The sequence below is a fragment of the Vibrio sp. 1874 genome (assembly GCF_033344395.1).
GTDB classification, from domain to species: domain Bacteria; phylum Pseudomonadota; class Gammaproteobacteria; order Enterobacterales; family Vibrionaceae; genus Vibrio; species Vibrio alginolyticus.
Genome location: NZ_JAWPOR010000012.1, coordinates 35032 through 59810 on the forward strand (window position 1 = coordinate 35032; position 24779 = coordinate 59810).

General features: G+C 44.8%; 22 protein-coding genes. 10 read left to right on the forward strand and 12 right to left on the reverse strand.

Translation table 11 applies throughout. The features are described 5' to 3' along the window. Positions 1–15 precede the first annotated feature (15 nt). The 3 genes from pilB to nadC form a co-directional block, all read right to left on the reverse strand. Positions 16–1701 carry a type IV-A pilus assembly ATPase PilB gene (gene pilB, locus R8N46_RS18450; protein ID WP_115386281.1) on the reverse strand — a complete coding sequence of 562 codons (1686 nt, stop codon included), beginning with the start codon at positions 1699–1701 and terminating at the stop codon, positions 16–18. Further along, positions 1701–2135 carry a type IV pilin protein gene (locus R8N46_RS18455; RefSeq protein WP_029803401.1) on the reverse strand — a complete coding sequence of 145 codons (435 nt, stop codon included), beginning with the start codon at positions 2133–2135 and terminating at the stop codon, positions 1701–1703. The genes pilB and R8N46_RS18455 overlap by 1 nt, the downstream gene beginning before the upstream one ends. Before the next feature lie 263 nt (positions 2136–2398). Next, a complete protein-coding gene (gene nadC / locus R8N46_RS18460; RefSeq protein ID WP_115386280.1) occupies positions 2399–3286 on the reverse strand; it encodes a carboxylating nicotinate-nucleotide diphosphorylase in 888 nt (295 codons plus the stop codon). A 92-nt stretch (positions 3287–3378) separates the two neighbouring features. Here nadC and ampD point away from each other — a divergent pair, with 92 nt between their 5' ends. From ampD to lpdA, 5 genes are all read left to right on the forward strand, one after another. Then, positions 3379–3930: a 1,6-anhydro-N-acetylmuramyl-L-alanine amidase AmpD gene (ampD, locus tag R8N46_RS18465; protein WP_042521337.1), complete on the forward strand. Its 552-nt coding sequence runs from the start codon at positions 3379–3381 to the stop codon at positions 3928–3930. 405 nt (positions 3931–4335) lie between these two features. Further along, positions 4336–5103, forward strand: a complete 768-nt coding sequence (pdhR, locus tag R8N46_RS18470; protein WP_005379989.1) for a pyruvate dehydrogenase complex transcriptional repressor PdhR — start codon at positions 4336–4338, stop codon at positions 5101–5103. A gap of 48 nt (positions 5104–5151) precedes the next feature. Next, positions 5152–7815, forward strand: coding sequence for a pyruvate dehydrogenase (acetyl-transferring), homodimeric type (gene aceE / locus R8N46_RS18475; protein WP_005386612.1), 2664 nt, complete (start codon positions 5152–5154; stop codon positions 7813–7815). Between the two features lie 19 nt (positions 7816–7834). Further along, the gene (gene aceF, locus R8N46_RS18480; RefSeq protein WP_005396678.1) at positions 7835–9727 is read left to right on the forward strand and encodes a pyruvate dehydrogenase complex dihydrolipoyllysine-residue acetyltransferase; all 1893 of its coding nucleotides are present in this window, start codon (positions 7835–7837) and stop codon (positions 9725–9727) included. Between the two features lie 267 nt (positions 9728–9994). Further along, a complete protein-coding gene (lpdA, locus tag R8N46_RS18485; RefSeq protein ID WP_005379993.1) occupies positions 9995–11422 on the forward strand; it encodes a dihydrolipoyl dehydrogenase in 1428 nt (475 codons plus the stop codon). Positions 11423–11567: 145 nt separating this feature from the next. On the opposite strand, the gene opaR is transcribed toward lpdA, so the two are convergent. Beyond that, on the reverse strand, positions 11568–12182 hold the full coding sequence (opaR, locus tag R8N46_RS18490; RefSeq protein WP_005379994.1) for a transcriptional regulator OpaR: 615 nt from the start codon (positions 12180–12182) through the stop codon (positions 11568–11570). A gap of 319 nt (positions 12183–12501) precedes the next feature. On the opposite strand from opaR, the gene hpt reads away from it, so the two are divergent. Further along, complete coding sequence (gene hpt, locus R8N46_RS18495; RefSeq protein WP_005379995.1) at positions 12502–13032, forward strand: hypoxanthine phosphoribosyltransferase; 531 nt, start codon at positions 12502–12504, stop codon at positions 13030–13032. A gap of 75 nt (positions 13033–13107) precedes the next feature. Here the strand turns inward: hpt and can are convergent, their stop codons facing one another. After that, on the reverse strand, positions 13108–13776 hold the full coding sequence (gene can / locus R8N46_RS18500) for a carbonate dehydratase (RefSeq protein WP_005379996.1): 669 nt from the start codon (positions 13774–13776) through the stop codon (positions 13108–13110). 281 nt (positions 13777–14057) lie between these two features. Between can and R8N46_RS18505 the strand changes: the two genes are divergently transcribed. The 4 genes from R8N46_RS18505 (at position 14058) to R8N46_RS18520 (ending at position 18724) form a co-directional block, all read left to right on the forward strand. Next, a complete protein-coding gene (locus tag R8N46_RS18505) occupies positions 14058–15728 on the forward strand; it encodes a SulP family inorganic anion transporter (protein ID WP_005379997.1) in 1671 nt (556 codons plus the stop codon). 250 nt (positions 15729–15978) lie between these two features. Further along, positions 15979–16896, forward strand: a complete 918-nt coding sequence (locus R8N46_RS18510) for an ABC transporter ATP-binding protein (RefSeq protein ID WP_005380000.1) — start codon at positions 15979–15981, stop codon at positions 16894–16896. Then, positions 16897–17667 carry an ABC transporter permease gene (locus R8N46_RS18515; RefSeq protein ID WP_005386598.1) on the forward strand — a complete coding sequence of 257 codons (771 nt, stop codon included), beginning with the start codon at positions 16897–16899 and terminating at the stop codon, positions 17665–17667. It begins immediately after the preceding gene. 127 nt (positions 17668–17794) lie between these two features. Continuing rightward, complete coding sequence (locus R8N46_RS18520; protein WP_104975578.1) at positions 17795–18724, forward strand: Kdo(2)-lipid IV(A) acyltransferase; 930 nt, start codon at positions 17795–17797, stop codon at positions 18722–18724. 53 nt (positions 18725–18777) lie between these two features. Here R8N46_RS18520 and panC read toward each other — a convergent pair whose 3' ends face one another. The 7 genes from panC to sfsA all read right to left on the reverse strand — a co-directional run bounded on the left by panC (position 18778) and on the right by sfsA (position 24724). Next, positions 18778–19683, reverse strand: coding sequence for a pantoate--beta-alanine ligase (gene panC, locus R8N46_RS18525; RefSeq protein WP_005380005.1), 906 nt, complete (start codon positions 19681–19683; stop codon positions 18778–18780). Between the two features lie 11 nt (positions 19684–19694). Next, on the reverse strand, positions 19695–20489 hold the full coding sequence (gene panB / locus R8N46_RS18530; protein WP_115386278.1) for a 3-methyl-2-oxobutanoate hydroxymethyltransferase: 795 nt from the start codon (positions 20487–20489) through the stop codon (positions 19695–19697). A gap of 24 nt (positions 20490–20513) precedes the next feature. After that, positions 20514–20999 (reverse strand): 2-amino-4-hydroxy-6-hydroxymethyldihydropteridine diphosphokinase, encoded by a 486-nt coding sequence (folK, locus tag R8N46_RS18535; RefSeq protein WP_005380007.1) that lies wholly within the window; start codon positions 20997–20999, stop codon positions 20514–20516. After that, entirely contained in the window at positions 20996–22363 is a 1368-nt protein-coding gene (gene pcnB / locus R8N46_RS18540; protein ID WP_005386589.1) for a polynucleotide adenylyltransferase PcnB, read from the reverse strand. The genes folK and pcnB overlap by 4 nt, the downstream gene beginning before the upstream one ends. A 102-nt stretch (positions 22364–22465) precedes the next feature. Then, positions 22466–23329, reverse strand: coding sequence for a tRNA glutamyl-Q(34) synthetase GluQRS (gluQRS, locus tag R8N46_RS18545; protein ID WP_005386586.1), 864 nt, complete (start codon positions 23327–23329; stop codon positions 22466–22468). Positions 23330–23424: 95 nt separating this feature from the next. Beyond that, a complete protein-coding gene (gene dksA, locus R8N46_RS18550) occupies positions 23425–23871 on the reverse strand; it encodes an RNA polymerase-binding protein DksA (RefSeq protein ID WP_005386584.1) in 447 nt (148 codons plus the stop codon). Between the two features lie 136 nt (positions 23872–24007). Further along, positions 24008–24724 (reverse strand): DNA/RNA nuclease SfsA, encoded by a 717-nt coding sequence (sfsA, locus tag R8N46_RS18555; RefSeq protein ID WP_047102652.1) that lies wholly within the window; start codon positions 24722–24724, stop codon positions 24008–24010. Positions 24725–24779: the final 55 nt, after the last annotated feature.

The window sequence follows — 24779 nt, forward strand, 5'->3', positions numbered from 1 at the left end:
CTGCTGATTAAAGGATTAAAAATAAAGTACGCGCTGTAGTTCACTAAAACTTGTGATCCCTTGTTTGAGTTTTTCTATGCCCGACATTTGTAACGTGCTCATACCATTTGCGATGGCGAGTTTTTCTAGTTCATGTACTGAGGCGCCTTTAATAAGCGCTTCGGAAAGAAATTCATCAAAGCGCATCACTTCATAAATTCCCGTTCGGCCGGAATAACCATGGGTACACTCATTACATCCATCGGGATTGGCTTTAAAAATGTTGTCGCTTGCTTGAATTCCAAGATGTTGTAGCTGAACGGTAAGCTCTTGTGATTGTTTACAGTGCGAGCACAGTTTACGGGCCAAGCGCTGGGCAATAATCAAATTAAGAGATGAGGCCAAGTTAAAGCTTTCTACGCCCATGTTTGATAAACGAATAACCGTTTCAGCCGCAGAATTGGTATGTAAGGTTGAAAGTACTAAGTGACCGGTTTGCGATGCTTTTATAGCGATTTCGGCGGTGTCTAAGTCACGAATCTCACCGACCATTACCACATCCGGGTCTTGACGTAAGAAAGAGCGCAGGGCTTCGGCAAAACCAAAACCAATCTTAGGCTGAACTTGAACTTGGTTAATGCCCGATAAGTTAATTTCTACTGGGTCTTCTGCCGTGGAAATGTTGATTTCTGGCTTATTGAGGATACTCAGCCCAGTGTACAGAGAAACGGTTTTTCCGCTCCCGGTTGGGCCTGTCATCAGAATCATGCCTTGTGGGCGACGCAGCGCATCCAAGTACAATTGTTTTTGTTGTTCGCTATAACCAAGCTTGTCGATATCCAATGACGCAGAGCTGCTGTCGAGCAGTCGTAGTACAATTTTCTCTCCGAATAGAGTCGGTAGCGTGGATACACGCATATCAATTGCGGTGTCTTGATTCAACTTGAGCTTAATACGCCCATCTTGTGGTAAACGTCGCTCTGCAATATCAAGTTTAGAGAGGATTTTGATACGAGCGGATAAGCGGCGACTTAAGTGGCTTGGTGGCTGCTGTGTTTCAATTAAGATGCCATCACAGCGTAGGCGCACACGGTACATCTTTTCATAAGGCTCAAAGTGGATATCGGATGCGCCTTTGCGCACAGCGTCCAACAGAATTTGGTTGATGTAACGGCTAACAGGAGACTCATCTTGGCTCAAGTCTTCAATGTTGTCGATTTCATCTGCGCCCACATCAACCAGATTGGCTAACTCTTCTTGGTTGATCTCTTTTAACCCGGACTTCTCATGACTCAATGAACGACCATATAAGCGTCGAATTGCCGCGCTGAGTTGACGAAAATCCGCCAACACCAATTCAATCTGTAAACCAGTGGCAAAGCGGAAATCGTCTTCTGCTTGTTGGTTCGTGGGGTCGGCAACGGCTAATAATAACGTTGAAGGTGTACGCTGGAGTGGGAGTGCGTTATGCCGTGTGATTAATTCCCTAAGGCCAAGTTGCTGACAAAGCGAGGCGTACTCGTACTGAGATAACTCGGGCTGATTTAATCCAAAAATAGAATTTAAATGTTCAGTGAGTTCGCGTGATGTAAATAACCCTGAACTGAGCAAAGCTTCCGGCATCGAAATGCCAGAAGCTTTGACTTGCTCAAGCAACGATTCTTCTTGGGAAAAAGCCAATAGTCCTTTTTGACGAAGAATCGTGGAGAGGTTGGTTTGCATTATGGGCAGCTATCAATAGATACTTTTGGGTTAGTATTATTTGTACAGCCCCAGGGTGTGTTTGGTGTCCTAGCATATTCGATGTCACCTGCTGCAGCATTGCCAGTATTAAATACAAATTTGAGTGTAGATTTTGCGTTTGAGGCTGCTCCAGCACCTTCAATTGATGCGGTAATATTGCCAAGGGCGTTCATAGTAGCGTTCCCACCGATGTCTCCTAAGTCGGAAGTAGCTGTGGTGTTGTTCTGAGTATATAAATCAGCATTAGTAAGTAATGACTTTAAAGTACCCACAGCAGAGGTTACAGCTGACTTTGCGACATAGTCTTTATATGCAGGGATTGCGACTGCTGATAACACACCAATAATTGCTACCACAATCATCAATTCAATTAACGTAAAGCCTTGCTGTTTTTTCTGTTTACTGTGTTTCATTTTCTTTCCTTCTTAATGAAATAAATAATGCCCTTGCATTAGCGAAGGATTATGGAGACTTCATAAAGGTTGAAAATGGGGAAGGGATGGGCTCTCGAGTGAGATAAAACTCTTTGGTGAAAAGTTGCATCTCGCATGCAGAGTTTTGCGAGTAGTACTATTTTTTTAGTGGATAAAAAGAAAGGGCCAATTGGCCCTTTTAAATGATGAATTACTCACAACTCACTGAGTTAGTTGAAGTAATTTCAGATTTGTTGCTTTTATTATTTGAAGCGCATCGAAAGATCCATCGCTTTTAAATGCTTAGTCAACGCGCCTACCGAAATGTAATCGACACCGGTTTCTGCGTATTCTGCGATGGTCTCTAGCGTAATGTTGCCGGAGTTCTCTAAAGCGGCACGACCTGCGTTAATCGCTACGGCTTCACGCATCATTTCTTTTGTGAAGTTATCGAGCATGATGATGTCGGCACCAGCCTCTATCGCTTGCTTCAACTCTTCTAAGCTTTCCGTTTCTACTTCTACCGGTTTGCTTGGGTTAAGCTCTTTCGCTTTTTGGATGGCTTGGGTGATGCCACCACAAGCAATAATGTGGTTTTCTTTAATGAGGTAAGCGTCGAACACGCCGATGCGATGGTTAAAGCCACCACCACACGTCACGGCGTATTTTAGTGCGCTACGCAGACCAGGAATGGTTTTACGTGTGTCGAGTAGACGACACTCAGTATGCGCGATTTTTTCAGCGTACTCTGCGGTAACTGTTGCGCAGCCAGACAGCGTTTGGATGAAGTTCATTGCGTTACGCTCACCAGTTAACAAGTCACGAGCAGGGCCTGTCAGCGTGCAAAGGGTTTGGTTAGGCTCGACTTTATCGCCGTCCTTTACGTGCCATTCAATACTGACCTTGCCACCGAGCTGTTTAAAAACTTCATCAGCCCATGCTTGACCACAGAACACACCATGCTCACGAGTAATAATCGTTGCGGTATTAACCGCCTCGGCAGGGATCAAAGATGCAGTAATGTCGTTATCTACGTCGACACTGCCACCTAGATCTTCTTTTAAGGTATCAGCGACAGAGCGAGTGATCTCTAAAGGGAGTTGTTGTTTAAGGTATTCTAGGCGTTCTTGAATGTTGTGTGTGTTCTTCATCGCAAATCTTGTCTTGAAAGGGAGATGGCAACGAATGATACTCTCCGGTGTCAATAATTTCAGCAGTTAATTTGCAAAGTAGAGAGGTTGATATGCGCCCAATTATCGAGAATGGCTGGCTGACACAGGCAAAGCATGTTCCGTCACCATTTTTTGATGCCCGCTCTGATATAAACGACATCTCTCTGCTGGTGGTACACAACATCAGTTTGCCTCCTGGGCAGTTTGGTGGACCATATATAGAGGACTTCTTCACTGGCAAGCTAGACCCAAATGAACATCCATTTTTTGAAGTTATTCACAAAATGGGCGTTTCTGCACATTGCTTGATTAAAAGAAACGGCGAGGTTGTTCAATTTGTTTCTTTTCTTGATAGAGCATGGCATGCCGGTCAATCCAGTTTCGCGGGCAGGGAGCGTTGTAATGACTATTCCATTGGTATCGAGCTTGAAGGGACAGAATTTACTGCCTACACAGAAGCGCAATATCAATCACTTGCAGAGATTACTGAGGTGATTATGCAGTCTTATCCTCAAATCACCCCGCCACGAATTACCGGTCATCAATATATTGCGCCCTTGAGAAAAAGCGATCCTGGTCTAAGCTTTGATTGGGTGAAATATAGACTGCTTATACAGCGTTGATTTGTAGCGAAAGTGTAAATTCAAAAAAGCGAAATAAATAAGGCATACGATCAGGTATGCCTTTTTTTGATACCAGAAATATTAATGATTGTTAAAAGTTAACTACACTTTTACGCTCGTACATGCCGTTTTGGTGAATAAATAGACTGATAATTTTGTCATTTTCTGTATTTCTTTTCCAAAACTGCTAGCACGTCGACTTCCCATTTGTATGCTTTATGTAATTGGTCATACCAATTCTATTGCTGTTTTAACAGTCGATTGTTATCAGAGTGTTGGAAGTAAGCTCGTTCTATGATTTAGGTCAATTTTCGGCTGGACAGTGGCGTTTTAATTATGTTAATTTCTGCACCAACTTAAAATTGGTATTACCAATTACCTGCAAGAGTAGAAGAACAATAAATTATGGCTTATCAAAGGATTCGTCAGCCAAAACTCTCTGATGTTATAGAACAAGAGTTAGAAAGGTTGATAGTGGAAGGAACATTGTCTCCGGGGCAACAACTGCCTCCAGAGCGTGAACTGGCAAAACAGTTCGATGTGTCTCGTCCTTCAGTCCGAGAAGCCATTCAACGCTTGGAAGCGAAGCGTTTGTTGACTCGTCGCCAAGGTGGCGGAACATTCGTAAGTGAGAATATCTGGAAGAGCTTTTCAGATCCCTTGTTGAATTTGTTGTCTAGTCATTCTGAAACCCAGCTTGATGTGCTTGAGTCTCGTCATGCGATGGAAGGAATTTCAGCCTACTTTGCAGCTTTACGTGGTACCGAAGAAGATTTTGCGCGTATTCAAGGTTGCCTTGAGCGCATTAGCCAAGAGCAAGCAAACAACGATATCGAAGCTGAATCTGCGGAAGTAATGCAATTTTTGATCGCTTTGACAGAAGCCGCGCACAACGTGGTTTTGTTGCACATTGTTCGAAGCTTAGCACCTTTGCTTGAGCAAAATATTCTACAAAATTTTAAATTACTACGTCGCCGCCCAGAAGCGGTCGAGAAAGTCAGTAAACACCGAGCCAATATCGTGGATGCGATTGTTTCTGGTCAGCCTGAAAAGGCGCGAGAAATGTCCCACTCGCACTTGGCTTACATCGAAGAAACATTGTTGGATTTGACTCGAGAAGAGTCTCGACGAGAGCGTTCTCTACGTCGAATTCAGCAGGGTAATGACTCGTAAGAGCGTTACTTAAATAAGTAGATCCAACCAACAGAAGGATAGATCGCCATGTCTGATATGAAGCATGACGTAGATGCACTGGAAACTCAAGAATGGCTACAAGCGCTTGAGTCAGTTGTACGTGAAGAAGGTCTAGAGCGTGCTCAATTCCTATTAGAGCAAGTTCTAGATAAAGCACGTCTAGACGGTGTTGATATGCCAACAGGTATCACAACTAACTACATCAACACGATTCCTGCAGACCAAGAACCAGCATACCCAGGTGACACAACACTTGAGCGTCGTATTCGCTCAATTATTCGTTGGAACGCTATCATGATCGTTCTACGTGCATCTAAGAAAGACCTAGAGCTAGGCGGCCACATGGCGTCTTTCCAGTCTTCTGCTGCGTTCTACGAGACATGTTTCAACCACTTCTTCCGTGCACCAAACGAGAAGGATGGTGGCGACCTAGTTTACTACCAAGGTCACATTTCACCAGGTATCTACTCACGTGCATTCGTTGAAGGTCGTCTAACTGAAGAGCAGCTAGACAACTTCCGTCAAGAAGTAGACGGCAAAGGTATTCCTTCATACCCGCACCCTAAATTGATGCCTGAATTCTGGCAGTTCCCGACAGTATCGATGGGTCTAGGTCCAATCGCTTCTATCTACCAAGCTCGTTTCCTTAAGTACCTAGAAGGCCGTGGTCTTAAAGATACTTCAGAGCAGCGCGTTTACGCGTTCCTAGGTGACGGTGAGATGGATGAGCCAGAATCACGTGGTGCTATCTCTTTCGCTGCGCGTGAGAAACTAGACAACCTATGCTTCCTAATCAACTGTAACCTACAGCGTCTAGATGGCCCTGTAATGGGTAACGGTAAGATCATTCAAGAACTTGAAGGTCTGTTCAAAGGTGCTGGTTGGAACGTAGTGAAGGTAATCTGGGGTAACAACTGGGATTCACTACTAGCTAAAGATACGACTGGTAAGCTTCTACAGCTTATGAATGAAACGATCGACGGCGACTACCAAACATTCAAATCAAAAGATGGCGCGTACGTACGTGAGCACTTCTTTGGTAAGTACCCAGAGACAGCTGCACTTGTTGCTGACATGACTGATGACGAAATCTTCGCACTTAAGCGTGGTGGTCACGAGTCTTCTAAGCTATACGCGGCATACAAAAACGCGGCAGAAACTAAAGGTCGTCCAACAGTAATCCTAGCTAAGACTGTTAAAGGTTACGGCATGGGTGAAGCGGCTGAAGGTAAGAACATCGCGCACCAAGTTAAGAAGATGGACATGACTCACGTACTACACCTACGTGACCGTCTAGGTCTTCAAGACATCCTAACTGACGAAGCAGTGAAAGAACTTCCGTACCTGAAACTTGAAGAAGGTTCAAAAGAGTACGAATACCTACACGCTCGTCGTAAAGCGCTACACGGCTACACGCCACAGCGTCTACCAAAATTCACTCAAGAATTCATCGTTCCTGAGCTAGAAGAATTCAAGCCACTACTAGAAGAACAGAAGCGTGATATCTCTTCTACTATGGCATTCGTACGTGCGCTAAACGTTCTACTTAAGAACAAGAACATTGGTAAGAACATCGTTCCTATCATTGCTGACGAAGCACGTACATTCGGTATGGAAGGTCTGTTCCGTCAAATCGGTATCTACAACCCGCACGGTCAAACTTACACACCAGAAGACCGTGGCGTTGTTTCTTACTACAAAGAAGCGACTTCAGGTCAGGTTCTACAAGAAGGTATCAACGAGCTAGGTGCTATGTCTTCATGGGTTGCTGCTGCGACTTCATACTCGACAAACGACCTACCAATGATCCCGTTCTACATCTACTACTCAATGTTCGGCTTCCAACGTGTTGGCGACATGGCGTGGATGGCTGGTGACCAACAAGCACGTGGTTTCCTACTAGGTGCAACTGCGGGTCGTACAACGTTGAATGGTGAAGGTCTACAGCACGAAGACGGCCACTCGCACATTTTGGCGGGTACGGTTCCTAACTGTATTTCTTACGACCCAACATTCGCGTACGAAGTAGCAGTAATCATGCAAGACGGTATCCGTCGCATGTACGGTCCAGAACAAGAAAACGTGTTCTACTACCTAACGCTAATGAACGAAAACTACGCAATGCCAGCAATGCCAGAAGGCGCTGAAGAAGGCATCCGTAAAGGTATCTACAAGCTAGAAACTTACACGGGCGACAAAGCGAAAGTTCAGCTAATGAGCTCTGGTACTATCATGAATGAAGTACGTAAAGCAGCTCAAATCCTAAGCGAAGATTACGGTGTTGCTTCTGATGTTTACTCTGTAACGTCATTCAACGAACTAACTCGCGATGGCCAAGATGCAGAGCGTTTCAACATGCTTCACCCAGAAGCGGAAGCGAAAGTACCTTACATCCAAACAGTAATGGGTACTGAACCTGCTATCGCAGCAACTGACTACATGAAGAACTACGCAGAGCAGGTTCGTGCATACATTCCTGCTGAGTCTTTCAAAGTTCTTGGTACTGATGGCTTCGGTCGTTCAGACAGCCGTGAAAACCTACGTCGTCACTTCGAAGTGAACGCAGGTTACGTAGTAGTAGCAGCGCTAACTGAACTAGCGAAACGTGGCGAAGTTGAGAAATCTGTAGTTGCAGAAGCAATTAAGAAATTCGACATCGACACAGAGAAAACAAACCCGCTATACGCTTAATTAAGAAGGTAGATAAGAAATGGCAATCGAAATTAATGTACCAGACATCGGTGCGGATGAGGTTGAAGTTACTGAGATTCTTGTAAGCGTTGGCGACAAGGTTGAAGAAGAGCAATCTCTGATCACAGTTGAAGGCGATAAAGCTTCTATGGAAGTTCCTGCTTCTCAAGCGGGTATCGTTAAAGAAATCAAAGTTGCAGAAGGCGACAAGGTTTCTACTGGTTCTCTAATCATGATTTTCGAAGCCGAGGGTGCAGCTGACGCTGCACCTGCTCCTGCGGCAGAAGCAGCTCCAGCAGCAGCTCCAGCTCCAGCAGCAGCGGCAGAACTAAAAGAAGTTCACGTACCAGACATCGGTGGTGATGAAGTAGAAGTTACTGAAATCATGGTTGCCGTTGGCGACAGCATCGAAGAAGAGCAATCTCTTCTAACAGTTGAAGGCGACAAAGCTTCTATGGAAGTTCCAGCGCCATTCGCAGGTACTCTAAAAGAGATCAAAGTTGCAGCAGGCGATAAAGTATCGACTGGCTCACTTATCATGGTATTCGAAACAGCAGGTTCAGGCGCTCCAGCAGCACCAGCGGCAGCTGAAGCTCCTGCGGCAGCAGCTCCAGCAGCGTCTGCGGCAAAAGAAGTGAACGTTCCAGATATCGGCGGCGACGAAGTTGAAGTTACTGAGATCATGGTTGCGGTTGGCGACACAGTGGAAGAAGAGCAATCTCTAATCACTGTTGAAGGTGACAAAGCTTCTATGGAAGTTCCTGCACCATTCGCTGGCACAGTTAAAGAAATCAAGATTGCAGCTGGCGACAAAGTGTCTACTGGCTCACTAATCATGGTATTCGAAGTGGCGGGCGCAGCACCTGCTCCTGCAGCAGCTCCAGCTCAAGCGGCAGCACCTGCAGCTCCAGCTCCTAAAGCAGAAGCTCCAGCGGCAGCAGCTCCAGCAGCGACTGGCGATTTCAAAGAAAACGATGAGTACGCTCACGCGTCTCCAGTTGTTCGTCGTCTAGCGCGTGAATTTGGCGTTAATCTTTCTAAGGTTAAAGGTTCTGGTCGTAAGAGCCGTATCCTAAAAGAAGACGTTCAAGCTTACGTGAAAGATGCACTTAAGCGTCTTGAGTCTGGCGCAGGTGCAGCAGCATCTGGCAAAGGCGACGGCGCAGCTCTTGGTCTACTACCATGGCCAAAAGTGGACTTCAGCAAGTTTGGTGAGACAGAAGTTCAACCGCTATCTCGCATTAAGAAGATCTCTGGCGCAAACCTACACCGTAACTGGGTAATGATCCCGCACGTTACACAGTGGGATAACGCAGACATCACGGCTCTTGAAGCATTCCGTAAAGAGCAAAACGCGATTGAAGCGAAGAAAGACACTGGAATGAAGATCACACCACTTGTGTTCATCATGAAAGCGGTAGCTAAAGCGCTTGAAGCGTTCCCAGCGTTCAACTCTTCTCTATCAGAAGACGGTGAGAGCCTAATTCTGAAGAAATACGTGAATGTTGGTATCGCGGTAGATACACCAAACGGTCTAGTTGTTCCTGTATTTAAAGACGTGAACAAGAAAGGCATCTACGAGCTATCTGAAGAGCTAATGGCGGTTTCTAAGAAAGCACGTGCAGGTAAGCTAACTGCGGCTGACATGCAAGGTGGCTGTTTCACTATCTCTAGCCTAGGCGGTATCGGCGGTACGGCGTTTACTCCAATCGTAAACGCACCAGAAGTTGGTATCCTAGGTGTGTCTAAGTCAGAAATGAAACCGGTATGGAACGGTAAAGAGTTCGAACCGCGTCTACAACTTCCACTGTCTCTATCATACGACCACCGTGTGATCGATGGTGCTGAAGGTGCGCGCTTCATCACTTACCTAAACTCATGTCTATCTGACATTCGTCGTCTAGTTCTGTAATAGAAATTAGATGAATGAGAGGCGGCAACTTAGCCGCCTCTGCTAATCATAATTACCGACAATTTGGTTATCAGCCTTGCTTCGTTCAGGGTTTTCACAATCGAATTGTTGTCTAGCTCACAGGCTAAATTGATTTACTTTTCACACCATTAACATCTCTGTAAACTGTTAGCGGTCTGAAAATAACTGTTTAAAACAAATCTCTCTTAAACATAAAAAATCGATACCCACTCAGCCTGTTAGGGATAATGACTACAAGAGGTCAAAATGAGCAAAGAAATTAAAGCCCAAGTTGTTGTACTTGGTTCTGGTCCTGCTGGTTACTCCGCTGCATTCCGTTGTGCGGACTTAGGTCTTGAAACTGTACTAGTTGAACGTTACAGCACGCTTGGCGGTGTATGTCTGAACGTGGGTTGTATCCCATCTAAAGCACTGCTTCACGTTTCTAAAGTAATTGAAGAAGCGAAAGCGATGGCTGACCACGGCGTTGTGTTCGGTGAGCCTCAAACAGACATCAGCAAAATCCGCATCTGGAAAGAAAAAGTTGTTAACCAACTAACTGGCGGCCTAAGCGGTATGGCTAAGATGCGTAACGTAACAGTAGTTAACGGTTACGGTAAGTTCACTGGCCCTAACTCTATCCTTGTAGAAGGCGAAGGTGAGCCAACAGTTGTTAACTTTGACAACGCAATCGTTGCGGCTGGTTCTCGTCCAATCAAACTGCCATTTATCCCGCATGAAGACCCACGTATTTGGGACTCTACTGACGCTCTTGAACTAAAAGAAGTGCCAGAAAAACTGCTTATCATGGGCGGTGGTATCATCGGTCTAGAAATGGGTACGGTTTACCACTCTCTAGGTTCTAAAGTTGAAGTTGTTGAAATGTTTGACCAGGTAATTCCTGCAGCAGACAAAGATATCGTTAAAGTATTTACTAAGCGTATCAAAGACAAGTTCAAGCTAATGCTAGAAACGAAAGTAACAGCAGTTGAAGCAAAAGAAGACGGTATCTACGTTTCAATGGAAGGCAAGAAAGCACCAGCTGAAGCTGAGCGTTACGATGCGGTTCTAGTTGCTATCGGTCGTGTACCAAATGGTAAGCTAATCGACGGTGAAAAAGCGGGTCTAGAAATTGACGAGCGCGGCTTCATCAACGTTGATAAGCAAATGCGTACTAACGTTCCTCACATCTTCGCGATCGGTGATATCGTTGGTCAACCAATGCTTGCTCACAAAGGTGTGCATGAAGGTCACGTAGCTGCTGAAGTTATCTCTGGTAAGAAGCACTACTTCGACCCTAAAGTTATCCCTTCAATTGCGTACACTGAGCCAGAAGTGGCTTGGGTTGGTAAGACTGAAAAAGAAGCGAAAGAAGAAGGCATCAAGTACGAAGTAGCAACATTCCCATGGGCAGCATCAGGTCGTGCAATCGCATCTGACTGCGCAGACGGTATGACTAAGCTAATCTTCGACAAAGAAACTCACCGCGTAATCGGTGGTGCTATCGTTGGTACTAACGGTGGTGAACTACTTGGTGAAATCGGCCTTGCAATTGAGATGGGCTGTGATGCAGAAGATATCGCTCTGACTATCCACGCTCACCCAACTCTACACGAGTCTGTAGGTCTAGCTGCTGAAGTATTTGAAGGTTCAATCACTGACCTGCCAAACAAAAAAGCAGTTAAGAAGAAGTAAGCTTTTTCTGACTGAATGATAGAAGCCGCTGCAGTGCAGCGGTTTTTTTATGCTTGTTATATAGAAATATAAATGTGTGCTGATCTGACAGTAGACAATAAAAAGCCCACCAAACGGTGGGCTGACATATATCACGAGTTAAGCTTTAGTGTTCACGGTTGTAAATGCAAAGCATATCTAAGTATGAATTCACTAGATGTTTCAGTTCCGCTTCACCTTTAGCGCGGTTCGCTTGGACAAACAGTGAGTAACAAATACCGTGGAACAGGTTTGCCAAGTGTTCTGAATCGTGCTGGTCACACACCTCACCGCGTTCAATTGCTTTAATGAACATGTTTTGTACTAGCAGCTGGTTAGTGCGGTTAGTTGAAACAAACAATGGCCATACTTCGTCACGTGTTGAAGCACTCCACTCGAACCATACTTTTAGCCAGTGACAGTCTTGGCTGACAAGCTCGATCATCGCATTAGTAATATTGGCGATGTTTTCACGTGCGTGTAAGTCTAGGTCTATGTTATCAGATAGGAAGTTTGAGAACTGACGTACGACGTGATTGAGAACTTCATCCACCAAGTCTTCGCGTGTAGGGAAGTAGTTAAAAACAGTCGCCACAGAAACTTGAGCAATTTCTGCGATATCTGCGTGACCACCACGACCGATGCCGCGGCGCGCAAATACTTCCAATGCGATTTCCATTAACTGTTGCTTACGCTTAATTGGAGAAAGCCTAGTTCTAGGTCTCTTTGCAATTGAGTCCATATCCATTTTCCTTGCCATTTGAGTTGATATTGGGGGTAACCCCCTAATTGATTATTTTAATAGTTGCTTAAAGCAGTGATGAGTGTAATGGTGCATATGCACAAGGTCAACATCTGTAGAACAATTTATATACAGTAATGTCATTATTATTGATAAATTTAGCTATGAACTTTATAAAACTAAGACCTTCTTCCAAGATTTTTTGGCAACAGGATGCGACTTTCAACCCAATGAACGTGGTGATACACTACACGCCGTAAGATTAGGTGATCGTTTGCGTGCGACTTACCTCAACCCACAAATTTAGATTGAGCACAGTATGAAACATACAATAGAAGTCATGATTTCTGAGCAAGAAGTTCAGGAGCGAGTTCGTGAATTAGGCAAACAAATTACAGAGCGTTATCAAGGTAGTGAAGATCTTGTGTTGGTAGGCTTATTGCGAGGCTCATTTGTATTTATGGCAGACTTGGCACGTGCTATCGAACTGACTCACCAAGTTGATTTTATGACTGCGTCAAGCTACGGCAATACGATGGAAAGCTCACGTGACGTTCGTATCTTGAAAGATTTGGATGATGACATCAAAGGTAAAGACATTCTGCTTGTTGAAGACATCATTGACACTGGTAACACACTAAATAAAATCCGTGAGATTCTTTCGCTACGTGAGCCGAAGTCTATCGCTATTTGTACGCTCCTAGATAAGCCATCTCGTCGTGAAGTGAATGTTCCTGTGGATTGGATTGGTTTCGAAATTCCAGATGAATTTGTCGTTGGGGTGGGTATTGATTACGCGCAGAAATACCGCCACTTACCATACATCGGTAAAGTTGTACCTCAAGAATAATCATTGAGTTCAGCATTAAAAATAAAAAAACGCCCAATCAAGATGGGCGTTTTTTGTTCAACTTTTAGATATGACTTAGCGACAAAGCAGCTTGTTGTCTGTATTTAGAATCGTCGAAAGAGCTTTCTGGTAAGACGCTTCTACGGTTTCCTTAGAGTTAGAACGAATGCCTAAGTACTCTAAGCGACCATCTTCAATTCCGTATACCACACCATGAATTTCAACATCTTGCCCACGCTCCCAAGCGTTTTGCAGGATTGTTGAGTTACCCAAGTTGTACACTTGTTCTGCAACATTAAGCTCGCCTAGTTTATCCGCTCGATCTTGTTGCGGCATTTGATCTAGGTAAGTGCGGTGTTTGAAATAGATATCTCTGATATGTAACAGCCAATTATTAATAAGACCTAGCTTAGGGTTATCAATGGCTGCGTTTACGCCACCACATCCATAGTGTCCACAGACAATGATGTGTTTCACCTTAAGCACGTCTACGGCGTACTGGACGACCGATAGACAGTTGAGATCAGTATGGATAACTTGGTTTGCAACATTCCGATGAACAAAGAGTTCACCTGAGTATAGTCCGGTTAGTCGCTCGGCAGGAACGCGGCTATCAGAGCAGCCAATCCAAAGAAAATCAGGCTTTTGACCCTCTGCGAGTTTTGCGAAGTATTCAGGTCGATCAGATTTGATCTCTTGAGACCATTTCGAATTGTTTTCAAATAACTGTTTTATTTCCGGCATTTTGCAAACTACTTCCCTTAAAAGACAAAATCGCTGCCGCTGTTTGTGTGCACATGCAAGCGATCAGTGTTGTAACTATACACAATGTTACAATTTCGATCTCGTTAAATATTCGTCAGATAGGACTCATCTGACTAGTTTTCATTAAGAAAAAAGTAAAATCTGGTGAAACTATTTGTGGTGTGAATTTAGCCTTAATCTATTTATGGTTTAAATTTTCGCCTAGCTCGTTAAAGTAGTGATATTTTACTTTTTAAAATTGAATGCAGGGAAAATCAGCAGTGTTCGGTAGTCGTTTTGAAGATATCAATTTCAAAGGGGATGTATTTGGCGGGGTAACCACGGCGATTATCTCTCTCCCTCTGGCGTTAGCGTTTGGTGTTGCATCCGGAGCCGGTGCTGAGGCCGGCCTTTGGGGGGCAATAATGGTCGGTTTGTTTGCCTCGTTATTTGGTGGTTCTAATACGTTAATATCAGAACCGACAGGGCCAATGACGGTAATCATGACCGCAGTATTAACCAGTATGATGGCGAAATACCCAGAAACGGGCATGGCTATGACTTTCACGGTTGTCATGATGGCTGGAGCGTTCCAAATCCTATTGGGGACGTTAAAACTGGGTAAATACGTTACCTTGATGCCTTACAGCGTTATTTCTGGGTTTATGTCTGGCATAGGTGTGATTCTTATCATTCTGCAGTTATCGCCTTTGATGGGGCATGCTGCGCCTTCAGGGGGAGTACTCGGAACGTTATCTGCTTTGCCGGAGACCATTTCTAACCTTAAGTTCAGTGAGTTGTTTTTGGGACTACTGACTTTGGGGATTCTTTTTTTCTTCCCTAAGCAATATCGTAAATACGTTCCTGCACAGCTCGTGGCATTGGTCGCGGTGACTTTATTGTCTGTGATTCTCTTTGATACAGAAGATATTCGTCGTATCGGTGAAATTCCTGCTGGGTTACCTTCTCTCGTCGCCCCTTATATTGACACAGATATGTTTGTCGAGATGGTCATTGATGCATTAGTGCTCGGCACGTTAGGTTGTATTGATACTTTGTTAACGGCGGTTATCGGTGACTCATTAACTCGTAAAGAACACGACTCAGATAAAGAGCTGCGAGGTCAAGGGTTAGCTAACATGATCTCTGGCTTGTTTGGTGCGCTGCCGGGGGCGGGAGCTACCATGGGGACGGTAACGAATATCCAAGTTGGGGCTCGTTCGCCATTATCTGGTGTGATTCGCGCACTAATGTTGGCGTTGGTTGTACTGGTTGCTGGTGGGCTAACAGAGCCAATCCCGATGGCTGTGTTAGCAGGCATTGCGGTGTATGTTGGCTTTAACATCCTAGACTGGAGCTTTATTCAGAGGGCACATAAGGTAAGCTTTTCCGGAATGGCGGTGATGTATGGCGTTATGTTGCTTACAGTATTCGTTGATCTTATCGTTGCGGTGGGTTTAGGCGTCTTTATCTCGAACATTATCATCATCGAGCGTTTGAGCCGAGAGCAGGCGCGACAAGTAAAAGCGATCAGCGACGCGGATGAAGATGATGTGCCGCTGACTGACAGCGAGCGTGGTTTGTTGGATCGTGCTAATGGTAAAGTGCTGTTCTTTTATCTTTCCGGTCCGATGATCTTTAGTGTTTCTAAAGCCATTTCACGTCAGCACTCTAGTATTTCGGACTATGACGTGATGATTCTCGATCTTACGGATGTACCAATGATTGATGTAACCGTCGGTTTGGCGTTAGAGAATGCGATTAAGGATGCTCTCGATGCCAATTGTGCCGTGTATTTATTATGCCCGAATGAGCGAACACGAGAACAGCTAGAGAAATTCCATGTGATTGACCTTGTCCCGGATGAAAATATGTACCAATTCCGTTACGAAGCATTGAATGCGGCGGTGGCACATGTTGAGGCAGACCAGTATCAGCGCATAACGGCGTAATCATTCTGACAGTTAAAAACGCAACAGTTTCCTGTTGCGTTTTTTTATGCTCTATTTTGTCTTACTTAGAGATAACCTTTACGAGGTAAGGGTTATATTTCCAATATTATCGAAAGGTTTATTTGTAATCATCGTTATTCAACGATAAACTGATGGACCTCCAGTACGATACCCAAGGCGATTTTGTAGTAAACCGCTGCTAAATATGAGTCGGTATTAGTAATCACAAACAAACGGCAATCAAGACCTTATGTACGCATTAGAAATTGAACAATTGCGCAAGACGTATGCAGGTGGCTTTGAGGCGTTAAAAGGTATAAGTCTCCAAGTGAAAAAGGGTGACTTCTACGCGCTTCTGGGTCCCAATGGTGCAGGAAAATCGACCACGATTGGCATCATTTCCTCCTTAGTGAATAAAACCTCCGGAACGACGAAAGTTTTCGGTTATGACATTGATACCGACCTCGAATTGGCCAAGCAGAATTTAGGCTTGGTGCCACAGGAGTTCAACTTCAACCAGTTTGAAACCGTTGAGCAAATTGTGATGCAGCAAGCTGGCTATTACGGTGTGTCTAAAGTATTAGCCAAAGAAAGAGCAGAAAAATACCTGAAAAAATTGGATTTATGGGAAAAACGCCAAGAGCGTGCTCGTAACCTATCCGGTGGGATGAAGCGTCGTTTAATGATCGCAAGAGCTTTGATGCACGAGCCGCAATTACTCATTTTAGATGAACCAACGGCTGGAGTGGATATTGAACTACGCCGCTCAATGTGGGGGTTTCTGAAAGAGATCAACCAAGAGCAAGGAATTACGATTATTTTAACGACACACTACCTAGAAGAAGCGGAGATGCTGTGTCGAAATATCGGCATTATTAATCGTGGTGAGCTGATTGAAAATACCACCATGAAGGCGTTACTAGGTAAGCTAAGCGTCGAGACATTTATCTTGGATATTGAGTCAGAAGTCGAGGTGCCTGAGCTTGAAGGTGTTAATCGACAAAGTATTGTTGATGGCTCTTTAGAGATAGAACTAGATAAGAGCCAAGGATTGAATTCGGTATTCAGTCAGTTAACAGAGCATGGCATTAAAGTTCTCTCAATGCGTAACAAAGCCAACCGACTTGAAGAGTTGTTTGTCAGCATTGTAAGAGAGGGGAGTAATTAAATGTACGGTTTATATTGGACGGCATTTCGCAGCTTGCTGAGCAAAGAAGTCACTCGTTTTACACGTATTTGGGTGCAAACCTTAGTGCCGCCAGCCATTACGATGACGTTGTACTTCATCATTTTCGGCAATCTTATTGGCTCTCGAATTGGTGAGATGAGCGGCTTTAGTTACATGGAGTACATTGTTCCAGGTTTGATCATGATGTCGGTGATCACTAACTCATACTCGAACGTGGCGTCGTCATTCTTTAGTGCAAAGCTACAGAAGAATATTGAAGAACTGCTGGTGGCACCGGTACCAAACTATGTGATTATTGCTGGCTATGTGATGGGCGGCGTGACTCGAGGTTTGTTGGTCGGTGCAATTGTTACTTGTGTGTCACTTTTGTTCGTTGATTTGCAAGTGGAGCACTGGGGCATTATTGTCGCGACTGTCTTCATGACGTCGGTGGTATTTGCTCTCGGTGGCTTGATCAATGCGGTTTACGCAAAAACGTTTGATGATATTTCGATCATCCCTACGTTTGTATTGACTCCTTTAACTTACTTGGGAGGAGTCTTTTATTCGATCAGTCTGCTGCCTGAATTTTGGCAAGGCGTTTCTAAGATCAACCCAATCGTCTACATGGTGAATGCGTTCCGCTACGGCTTTTTAGGTGTCTCGGATGTGGGCATTGTCACTTCATTTAGTGTACTTGCAGTGTTTGTTGTTGCACTGTATGCCATTGCGCATTATCTAGTAACCAAAGGGATTGGGCTAAGAAGCTAAGCCATTCTCATAAAGCAAAGAGCGGCGATTCACGCTGCTCTTTCGCGTGCATAACAATACATACCCATACAATTTTTCGGTTTTTATCATGGTAGGTTTCAATCATTTGTAATAAATGAGTGATCCTATGAATATTGTCCCGCCGCCGCCTTTCTCCTATCAGTTACTTAAGCCCAAATATTGGTCTGTATGGCTGGCATTTGGATCTTTAGCGATTCTTGTTAATGTACTGCCATACGTAGTATTGCGAATCTTAGGTAGAAGCATCGGCTGTATTGCGATGCATGTAATGAAGCGCCGACACAAGATCGCTCTGCGTAATCTCCAGCTGTGTTTCCCTGATTTTACGGATTGGCAATGTAAGGACGTAGTACGAAAAAACTTTCAATATACTGGAATGGCGATCATCGAAACCGGTATCGCTTGGTTTTGGCCAGATTGGCGGATACGTCGGATAACCTCTATTGTTGGAAAAGATCGTTTACTCGCTGAGGAAAATAATGGACGTGGTGTGTTGGTGGTGTGCAGTCACCATTTAAACTTGGAGATAACCGCTCGTATTTTTAGCCAGTTTGCCCAAGGTTATGGCGTTTATCGCCCAAATTCGAATCCTGCTTATGAGTTTATTCAACATCGAGGTCGAACTCGTTTTGGACATCAAATGATTGATCGAAAAGACGTGAAATCAATGCTCAAAGTTCTGAAGAATGGTCATCGACTTTGGTATTTGCCCGACCATGATTATGGCGTTAGCCATTCTGTTTTTGCGCCGTTTTTTGCTGTTGAACAAGCGGCGAGTACCGTCGGGTCTAGTGTTCTCATTGATGCAACAAAGTGCGCGGTTATATCTGGCGTTACAGTGAGTAAAAATCACCATTACACGCTGTACATTGGAAAAGACATTAGCGAGCGTTTCGAGAGACGTAATGCGGTTAAAGCGGCAAGCATCTTGAACCAAGAGCTTGAGAAAATGATAAAACGTGATATTCCAGCGTGGATGTGGCTGCACAAGCGGTTTAAAACTCGCCCTGAAGGGTTAGATTGCGTCTATACGTAGAGTATAAAAAAGGTCGACTAAGAGTCGACCTTTTTACTTTTATGACTCAGAGCTTACTCTGCGCTCTCTGAGTTTGTATTGTTAGATTCAGCTTCTTCCTTCGCTTCGACAACCATATCTACCGTTTGGTTATCGATAAGACGAGCTTTGCCTAGGAACGCAGACATCAGAATGACAGCTTGTGTCGTTTCTGGTGTGATCACTTGTAATGTACGAGCATCACGAATGAAGATCTCATCAGGGTGCAGACCTGCAGCTCGAAGTTGGTCGCTTGCATCTTCGATGATCGATGCGTAGTCATCGCGGCCACCGCGAATGGCACTACTGATCCAACGCATTGTACGAGCAAGTACAGGAGCACGTTGACGCTCGTCCAGCGTAAGCAAGCCATTGCGTGAACTCATTGCTAAACCGTCCATTTCACGTACGGTTGGTACACCGATGATTTCAATGTCCATTGCTAGGTCATCAACCATCTTGCGGATAACAGCAAGTTGTTGGAAGTCCTTCTCGCCGAAGCACGCGACATCCGGTTGTACGATGTTAAACAGCTTATTCACAATCGTCGTCACGCCACGGAAATGACCTGGTCGAGACGCGCCTTCGAGAATTGTTGATAGGCCAGGGACATCGACGAAGGTTTGCTTATCCAGACCTTCTGGGTAGATAACTTCTGGTGTTGGCGTAAATACCACATCGACCCCTTCAGAGGTTAACTTGCTTAAGTCTTCCTCTAGCGTGCGTGGGTAATTATTTAAATCGTCTGCACGATCAAACTGCATCGGATTAACAAAGATGCTTACGACAACGATATCAGCGTATTCGCGTGCTTTACGCACTAAAGTTAAGTGGCCTTCGTGAAGGTTGCCCATGGTAGGGACAAACGCCACTTTACGACCTTCACGTTTAAAGGTTTTAAGGTGTTCACGAACTGCTGAGATTTCCGCAAAAGTTTGCATGCATTTATCCTCTAGGCAATGGTATGAGCGTCGTCTGGGAATACACCGTTGGCTACATCTTCAATGTATTTAGTAACGGCTTTGCGCATATCACCTGTTTCAGCAAGAAAGTTTTTGGAGAATTTCGGCATGTAGTTGGCAGAAATACCAAACATATCATGCATTACGAGAATTTGACCATCTGTTACGTTACCTGCACCAATACCGATAACAGGAACGTCAAGCACTTGCGTAATACGTTCAGCAAGCTCAGCTGGTACGCATTCTAGTAAGACGATTTGAGCGCCTGCTTCTTGCAGCGCTAATGCGTCTTTTACCATGCGGTCTGCTTTTTCTTGATCGCGACCTTGGATTTTGTAACCACCAAAAATATTAACAGCTTGAGGAGTTAAACCAAGATGAGCACAAACTGGAACTGATCGTTCAGTGAGCATTTTCACCGTGTCGAAAAGCCAGTCACCACCTTCAATTTTTACCATATTGGCACCAGCACGCATCAGTTTAGCCGCATTTTCGCAAGCTTGCTCTGGGGTGGTGTAGCTCATGAATGGCATGTCTGCCATCAACAAACAATTTGGGCTACCAGCGCGTACGCAACGAGTATGGTAAGCGATATCATCGACCGTTACTGGTAGAGTATCGTTGTGACCTTGCAAAACCATACCTAGAGAATCACCGACAAGAAGTACTGGCATTTCTTGGCTTTCAAACAGTTGGGCAAAGCTCGCATCATAAGCGGTTGAAGTAGCAAATTTACGACCTTCTTGCTTCCACTTGATTAGGTCGTTGATGGTCATTTTTTTCATGGTTTTATCCTTACTAGGAGTTGGCTATGACTGCCAGATACTGAGGCCGTTTCTATCTACTTGTTCCAGTAGTTTAGAGACCTCGGTCCCATCAGGGAGTTGTAAACTTGGTGCAATTTCCGCAAGAGGGTAGAGTACGAATTCACGCTCTTTCATTCCATAATGAGGAACGATCAGCCTCTCGGAATTAATCACCTCATTGCCATAAAGCACAATGTCGAGGTCCAAGGTTCTTGGTCCCCAGCGTTCGTCTTTACGGACACGCCCTTGTTCTTGCTCTATAGCTTGTGTGCAATTGAGCAATTCAATAGGCGTCAAACTGGTGTTAATAGACACAACCGCATTGATGTAATCCGGTTGGTTTTGTGGCCCCATTGGCGTGCTGCTGTATAGCGAAGAAGCTTGAACAAACTCTGATTTAGGCAGCGTTTTTAATGCTTCAATCGCTTGCTTCGCTTGGCTGACAGGATCAGCCAAGTTACTGCCTACCGCAATGTACGCTGTAATCATGATTTGGGCTTACTCTTTTTCTTGCGATAAGTTTTACGGCGGCGCTGGCCTGTTTTCGGTGATTGACCGTCTAAGTCGGCAGCCATTGCTTGACGCATTTCTCGGCCTGCATTTTGAAAAGTTTCCCACCACTTGGCAAGCTTCTGAGTGTCACCACCTTCAATTTCACCGCGCATTTCAAGAAAATCAAAGCCAGCTCTAAATTTATTGAGCTCCATAAGACGGAATGCGCGTTTACCGTTACGTCGTGGAAGACGAAGCTGTAACTGCCAAATCTCGCGAATGGTTGCGGTGTGGCGTCTTGGAATGGCAATTGTGCGAACTTGCTCGTCAAGAATGATGTTGCTCGCTTCCATAATGGCGTCGTAATGGCCTAAGTTGCGCTCTTCCATCAGTTCATCGGCTTTCGCACACAGTGGGTACCACAGCATTGCAGCAAACATAAATGCTGGATTGATGCGTTTCCCATCTTCGATGCGCATGTCGGTAGAATCTAGGACAAGATCCAACATCTGCTCAGTGTGAGAGGAGTAATCTTCTGTAAAGTGCGCTGCAATCGTCGGGAATAGTTGCTGGAATAGGTTGTACTCACGCAGTAGGTGGTAGGTTTCTAAGCCATGACCGGATTGCAATAATTTGAGTGACTCTTCAAAAAGACGCGCTGACGGAATGTCACCGAGCAACGGTGCCATGTGTTCGATTGGCGCTGCGGTGTCTTCTTCAATATCAAAGTCTAGTTTTACCGCGAAACGAACCGCACGCAGCATGCGCACAGGGTCTTCACGGTAGCGTGTTTCTGGATCACCAATCAGTCGAATTAGGCGATCTTCTAAATCTTCAATACCACGTGCGTAGTCGTGAATCGAGTAATCTGCGATGTTGTAGTACATCGAGTTAATCGTGAAATCACGGCGCTCAGCATCTTCATCGATGGTGCCGTAGACGTTGTCACGCAGCAGCATACCCTCTTTTGATTGCTGAGAAATGCTCTTATTCTTTTGCTCTTGGTGGTGACCACGGAATGTCGCAACCTCAATGATGTCTCGGCCAAACATAATATGAGCCAAGCGGAAGCGGCGACCAATCAAACGGCAGTTACGAAATAGCTGTTTGATCTGTTCCGGAGTTGCGTTGGTCGCAATGTCAAAATCTTTTGGTTTTTGTCCAAGCAGTAAGTCTCGAACCCCGCCACCCACAAGAAAAGCATCGAAACCAGCACCATTTAGGCGGTACAGTACCTTCAGCGCATTATCACTGATCTGCTTACGCGAAATGTTGTGCTCTTCACGAGTTATTACATTGAGAGCGAGCTCTGGAATTGTGGCAGGTTCGCTTGGTGTATAGTCGTTTGTATTCATGTGCATCTGGCAATAACTGGGTTTAATCCAATCTTGCTTTGGTTAGTTTTATACGCCTCTAGGGCCTAATTTGCGGCTAATGATAGCCTACACAATGCCATTTGAGAATCACGGTGTGATCTCGATCTCTGCTGGAAGCTGTTCCAAGCGCCAGTTTTCGCAGCCCCAACGAAGAATATCTTCTATGTTGGCCGCCCTTACGGTTTCAGGTATCTCGAAACCTAAAAATGTCATGGCGCGCAATAGAGTAGGTTTTGGTGTATCTATATCAATAGCCGTCGCGTGATTTTGTTTCGACAATTTATTGCCGTTGTTGTCCATCGCCAATGGTAAATGCAAGTAACTAACTTCAGGCTGACCAAGTATTTGGTACAGGCTAATTTGACGCCCAGTCGGCTCGATTAAGTCTGCACCTCGCACGACTTCTGTGACGCCTTGGTCGATGTCGTCCAATACTACCGCAAGATTATAAGCAAATAATCCATCTCGACGTTTAATAATGAAATCTTCATTAACGAGTTGCTCTGGAATAGTAATGGTTCCCCGCTTTTGGTCGAGGAAATGAGCGACAGGCTTGGTCATTTTTAGGCGAATCGCGCCGTCTTTCAAGTTTTTATCGCGGCAAGTGCCAGGATAAAAACCGCCATGCTCTTTAATTTGCTTACGAGTACATTGGCAATAATAGGCTTCTCCATTTTCGAGCCATTTGTTTATTTGAGCTTGGTAAAGGTCGTGACGTTCGCTCTGGTATACCACTTCTCCATCCCAATGCAGCTGATAGGCCTTGAGTGCCTCTAGGATAAGTTGCGCTGCACCTGGCATTTCTCTTGGTGGGTCTAAGTCCTCAATACGTACTAACCAAGCTCCGTTTTGTGCTTTCGCTTGAAAATAACTGCCAAGAGCGGCAATCAGTGAACCAAAATGCAGTGGACCAGAAGGAGACGGGGCGAATCGACCTACATAGCGTGTCATGCGTGTATCTCGAATTTAGTAAACAAATAGGGTGCGAAGATAGCCAAAACAAAAAGGGAGCCTGAGCTCCCTTCAACAATCATAATGCTGGGTGATTAACCTTGCATTTGCTTCTCTTTGATTTCTGCAAGTGTTTTACAGTCAATACAAAGGTCAGCGGTTGGACGTGCTTCAAGACGGCGAACACCAATCTCTACGCCACAAGACTCACAGAAGCCAAAATCGTCTTCTTTGATTTTATCCAAAGTCTTTTCAATCTTCTTGATCAAACGGCGTTCGCGGTCACGGTTACGCAGTTCTAGGCTGAACTCTTCCTCTTGAGAGGCGCGGTCAACTGGATCTGGGAAGTTTGCTGCTTCGTCCTGCATGTGGTGAACAGTACGATCCACTTCAGCTCTTAGCTGGTCGCGCCAAGCTGTTAAGATTTTCGTAAAGTGTTCAACCTGCTCTGGTGACATGTACTCTTCACCAGGTTTTTCCTGATATGGCTCCACGCCGGCAATGGCTAGGATGCCTATCGTTTTCTTCTTTGATTCTGGCATACAGCATCTCCTACTTACACCTAGTCAACTGCTACGCAGTCAATTTAAGGCGGGTATCTATAGCAAAAAGAGGCGGTGCAAGCAAATACTGAATCGCAAAGTTATCGTCAATGTGAAGACGACATCATTTTTTCTCTTAATTGATAAAATCAATAGCGGAAATCAGCTTCATTCCAGTATCGCTCAGTTCAGCTTTGTAGCAGAGAACTTCCACTCCAGCGTCTTGTGCTTGTTTGAGTAATAGTGAATATTTCGCGTCTATATGGTGCGCCGCGGATACTTTTTCAATACCTGAATGTAAAACAGTGAATAAAAGTATGGCTCTACTTCCATTTTGTGCCATTTCTGTGAGCTCTCTCAGGTGTTTTTGTCCCCGAGTCGTGACCGCATCTGGGAAGTATCCTTGTCCAGTAGAGTCGGTCTCATCAAGAAGAGTGACGCTTTTCACTTCTATATAGCACTTTGGCTTGTCGTCTGCGCTGAGCAAGATATCAATTCGGCTATTTTCATTGCCGTATTTCACCTCAGTTTGAAGTGTGTCATAACCACAAAGCTCTGAAATGACATTATTTTCAATAGCCTCTACGGCTAATTGATTGGCACGCGCGGTGTTGATACAAATACGGTGGCCTTTTTCGGTCTCACTCAACTCCCAACTATTGGGGTATTTTCGTTTCGGGTTGTCGGAAGTAGAAAACCAAACTTTGTTTCCGGGTGTTGCACAACCCGTCATTGCACCTGTATTTGCGCAGTGGATTGTACGGATTTCACCAGTATCGAGCTCGATATCGGCAAGAAAGCGTTTATAGCGTTTGAGTAGAGTGGCGGACTCTAAAGCGGGTGTGAAATGCATTTGCTTATTTAGACAAAAAATTTTTTATGTACAATGTTGCCACCATTACACCATA

Bases quoted from the DNA above. Each gene is read 5' to 3' on its own strand.
- pilB (WP_115386281.1), bottom strand. From the start codon at position 1,701: ATGCAAACCAACCTCTCCACGATTCTTCGTCAAAAAGGACTATTGGCT.
- R8N46_RS18455 (WP_029803401.1), bottom strand. From the start codon at position 2,135: ATGAAACACAGTAAACAGAAAAAACAGCAAGGCTTTACGTTAATTGAA.
- nadC (WP_115386280.1), bottom strand. From the start codon at position 3,286: ATGAAGAACACACACAACATTCAAGAACGCCTAGAATACCTTAAACAA.
- ampD (WP_042521337.1), top strand. From the start codon at position 3,379: ATGCGCCCAATTATCGAGAATGGCTGGCTGACACAGGCAAAGCATGTT.
- pdhR (WP_005379989.1), top strand. From the start codon at position 4,336: ATGGCTTATCAAAGGATTCGTCAGCCAAAACTCTCTGATGTTATAGAA.
- aceE (WP_005386612.1), top strand. From the start codon at position 5,152: ATGTCTGATATGAAGCATGACGTAGATGCACTGGAAACTCAAGAATGG.
- aceF (WP_005396678.1), top strand. From the start codon at position 7,835: ATGGCAATCGAAATTAATGTACCAGACATCGGTGCGGATGAGGTTGAA.
- lpdA (WP_005379993.1), top strand. From the start codon at position 9,995: ATGAGCAAAGAAATTAAAGCCCAAGTTGTTGTACTTGGTTCTGGTCCT.
- opaR (WP_005379994.1), bottom strand. From the start codon at position 12,182: ATGGACTCAATTGCAAAGAGACCTAGAACTAGGCTTTCTCCAATTAAG.
- hpt (WP_005379995.1), top strand. From the start codon at position 12,502: ATGAAACATACAATAGAAGTCATGATTTCTGAGCAAGAAGTTCAGGAG.
- can (WP_005379996.1), bottom strand. From the start codon at position 13,776: ATGCCGGAAATAAAACAGTTATTTGAAAACAATTCGAAATGGTCTCAA.
- R8N46_RS18510 (WP_005380000.1), top strand. From the start codon at position 15,979: ATGTACGCATTAGAAATTGAACAATTGCGCAAGACGTATGCAGGTGGC.
- R8N46_RS18515 (WP_005386598.1), top strand. From the start codon at position 16,897: ATGTACGGTTTATATTGGACGGCATTTCGCAGCTTGCTGAGCAAAGAA.
- R8N46_RS18520 (WP_104975578.1), top strand. From the start codon at position 17,795: ATGAATATTGTCCCGCCGCCGCCTTTCTCCTATCAGTTACTTAAGCCC.
- panC (WP_005380005.1), bottom strand. From the start codon at position 19,683: ATGCAAACTTTTGCGGAAATCTCAGCAGTTCGTGAACACCTTAAAACC.
- panB (WP_115386278.1), bottom strand. From the start codon at position 20,489: ATGAAAAAAATGACCATCAACGACCTAATCAAGTGGAAGCAAGAAGGT.
- folK (WP_005380007.1), bottom strand. From the start codon at position 20,999: ATGATTACAGCGTACATTGCGGTAGGCAGTAACTTGGCTGATCCTGTC.
- pcnB (WP_005386589.1), bottom strand. From the start codon at position 22,363: ATGCACATGAATACAAACGACTATACACCAAGCGAACCTGCCACAATT.
- gluQRS (WP_005386586.1), bottom strand. From the start codon at position 23,329: ATGACACGCTATGTAGGTCGATTCGCCCCGTCTCCTTCTGGTCCACTG.
- dksA (WP_005386584.1), bottom strand. From the start codon at position 23,871: ATGCCAGAATCAAAGAAGAAAACGATAGGCATCCTAGCCATTGCCGGC.
- sfsA (WP_047102652.1), bottom strand. From the start codon at position 24,724: ATGCATTTCACACCCGCTTTAGAGTCCGCCACTCTACTCAAACGCTAT.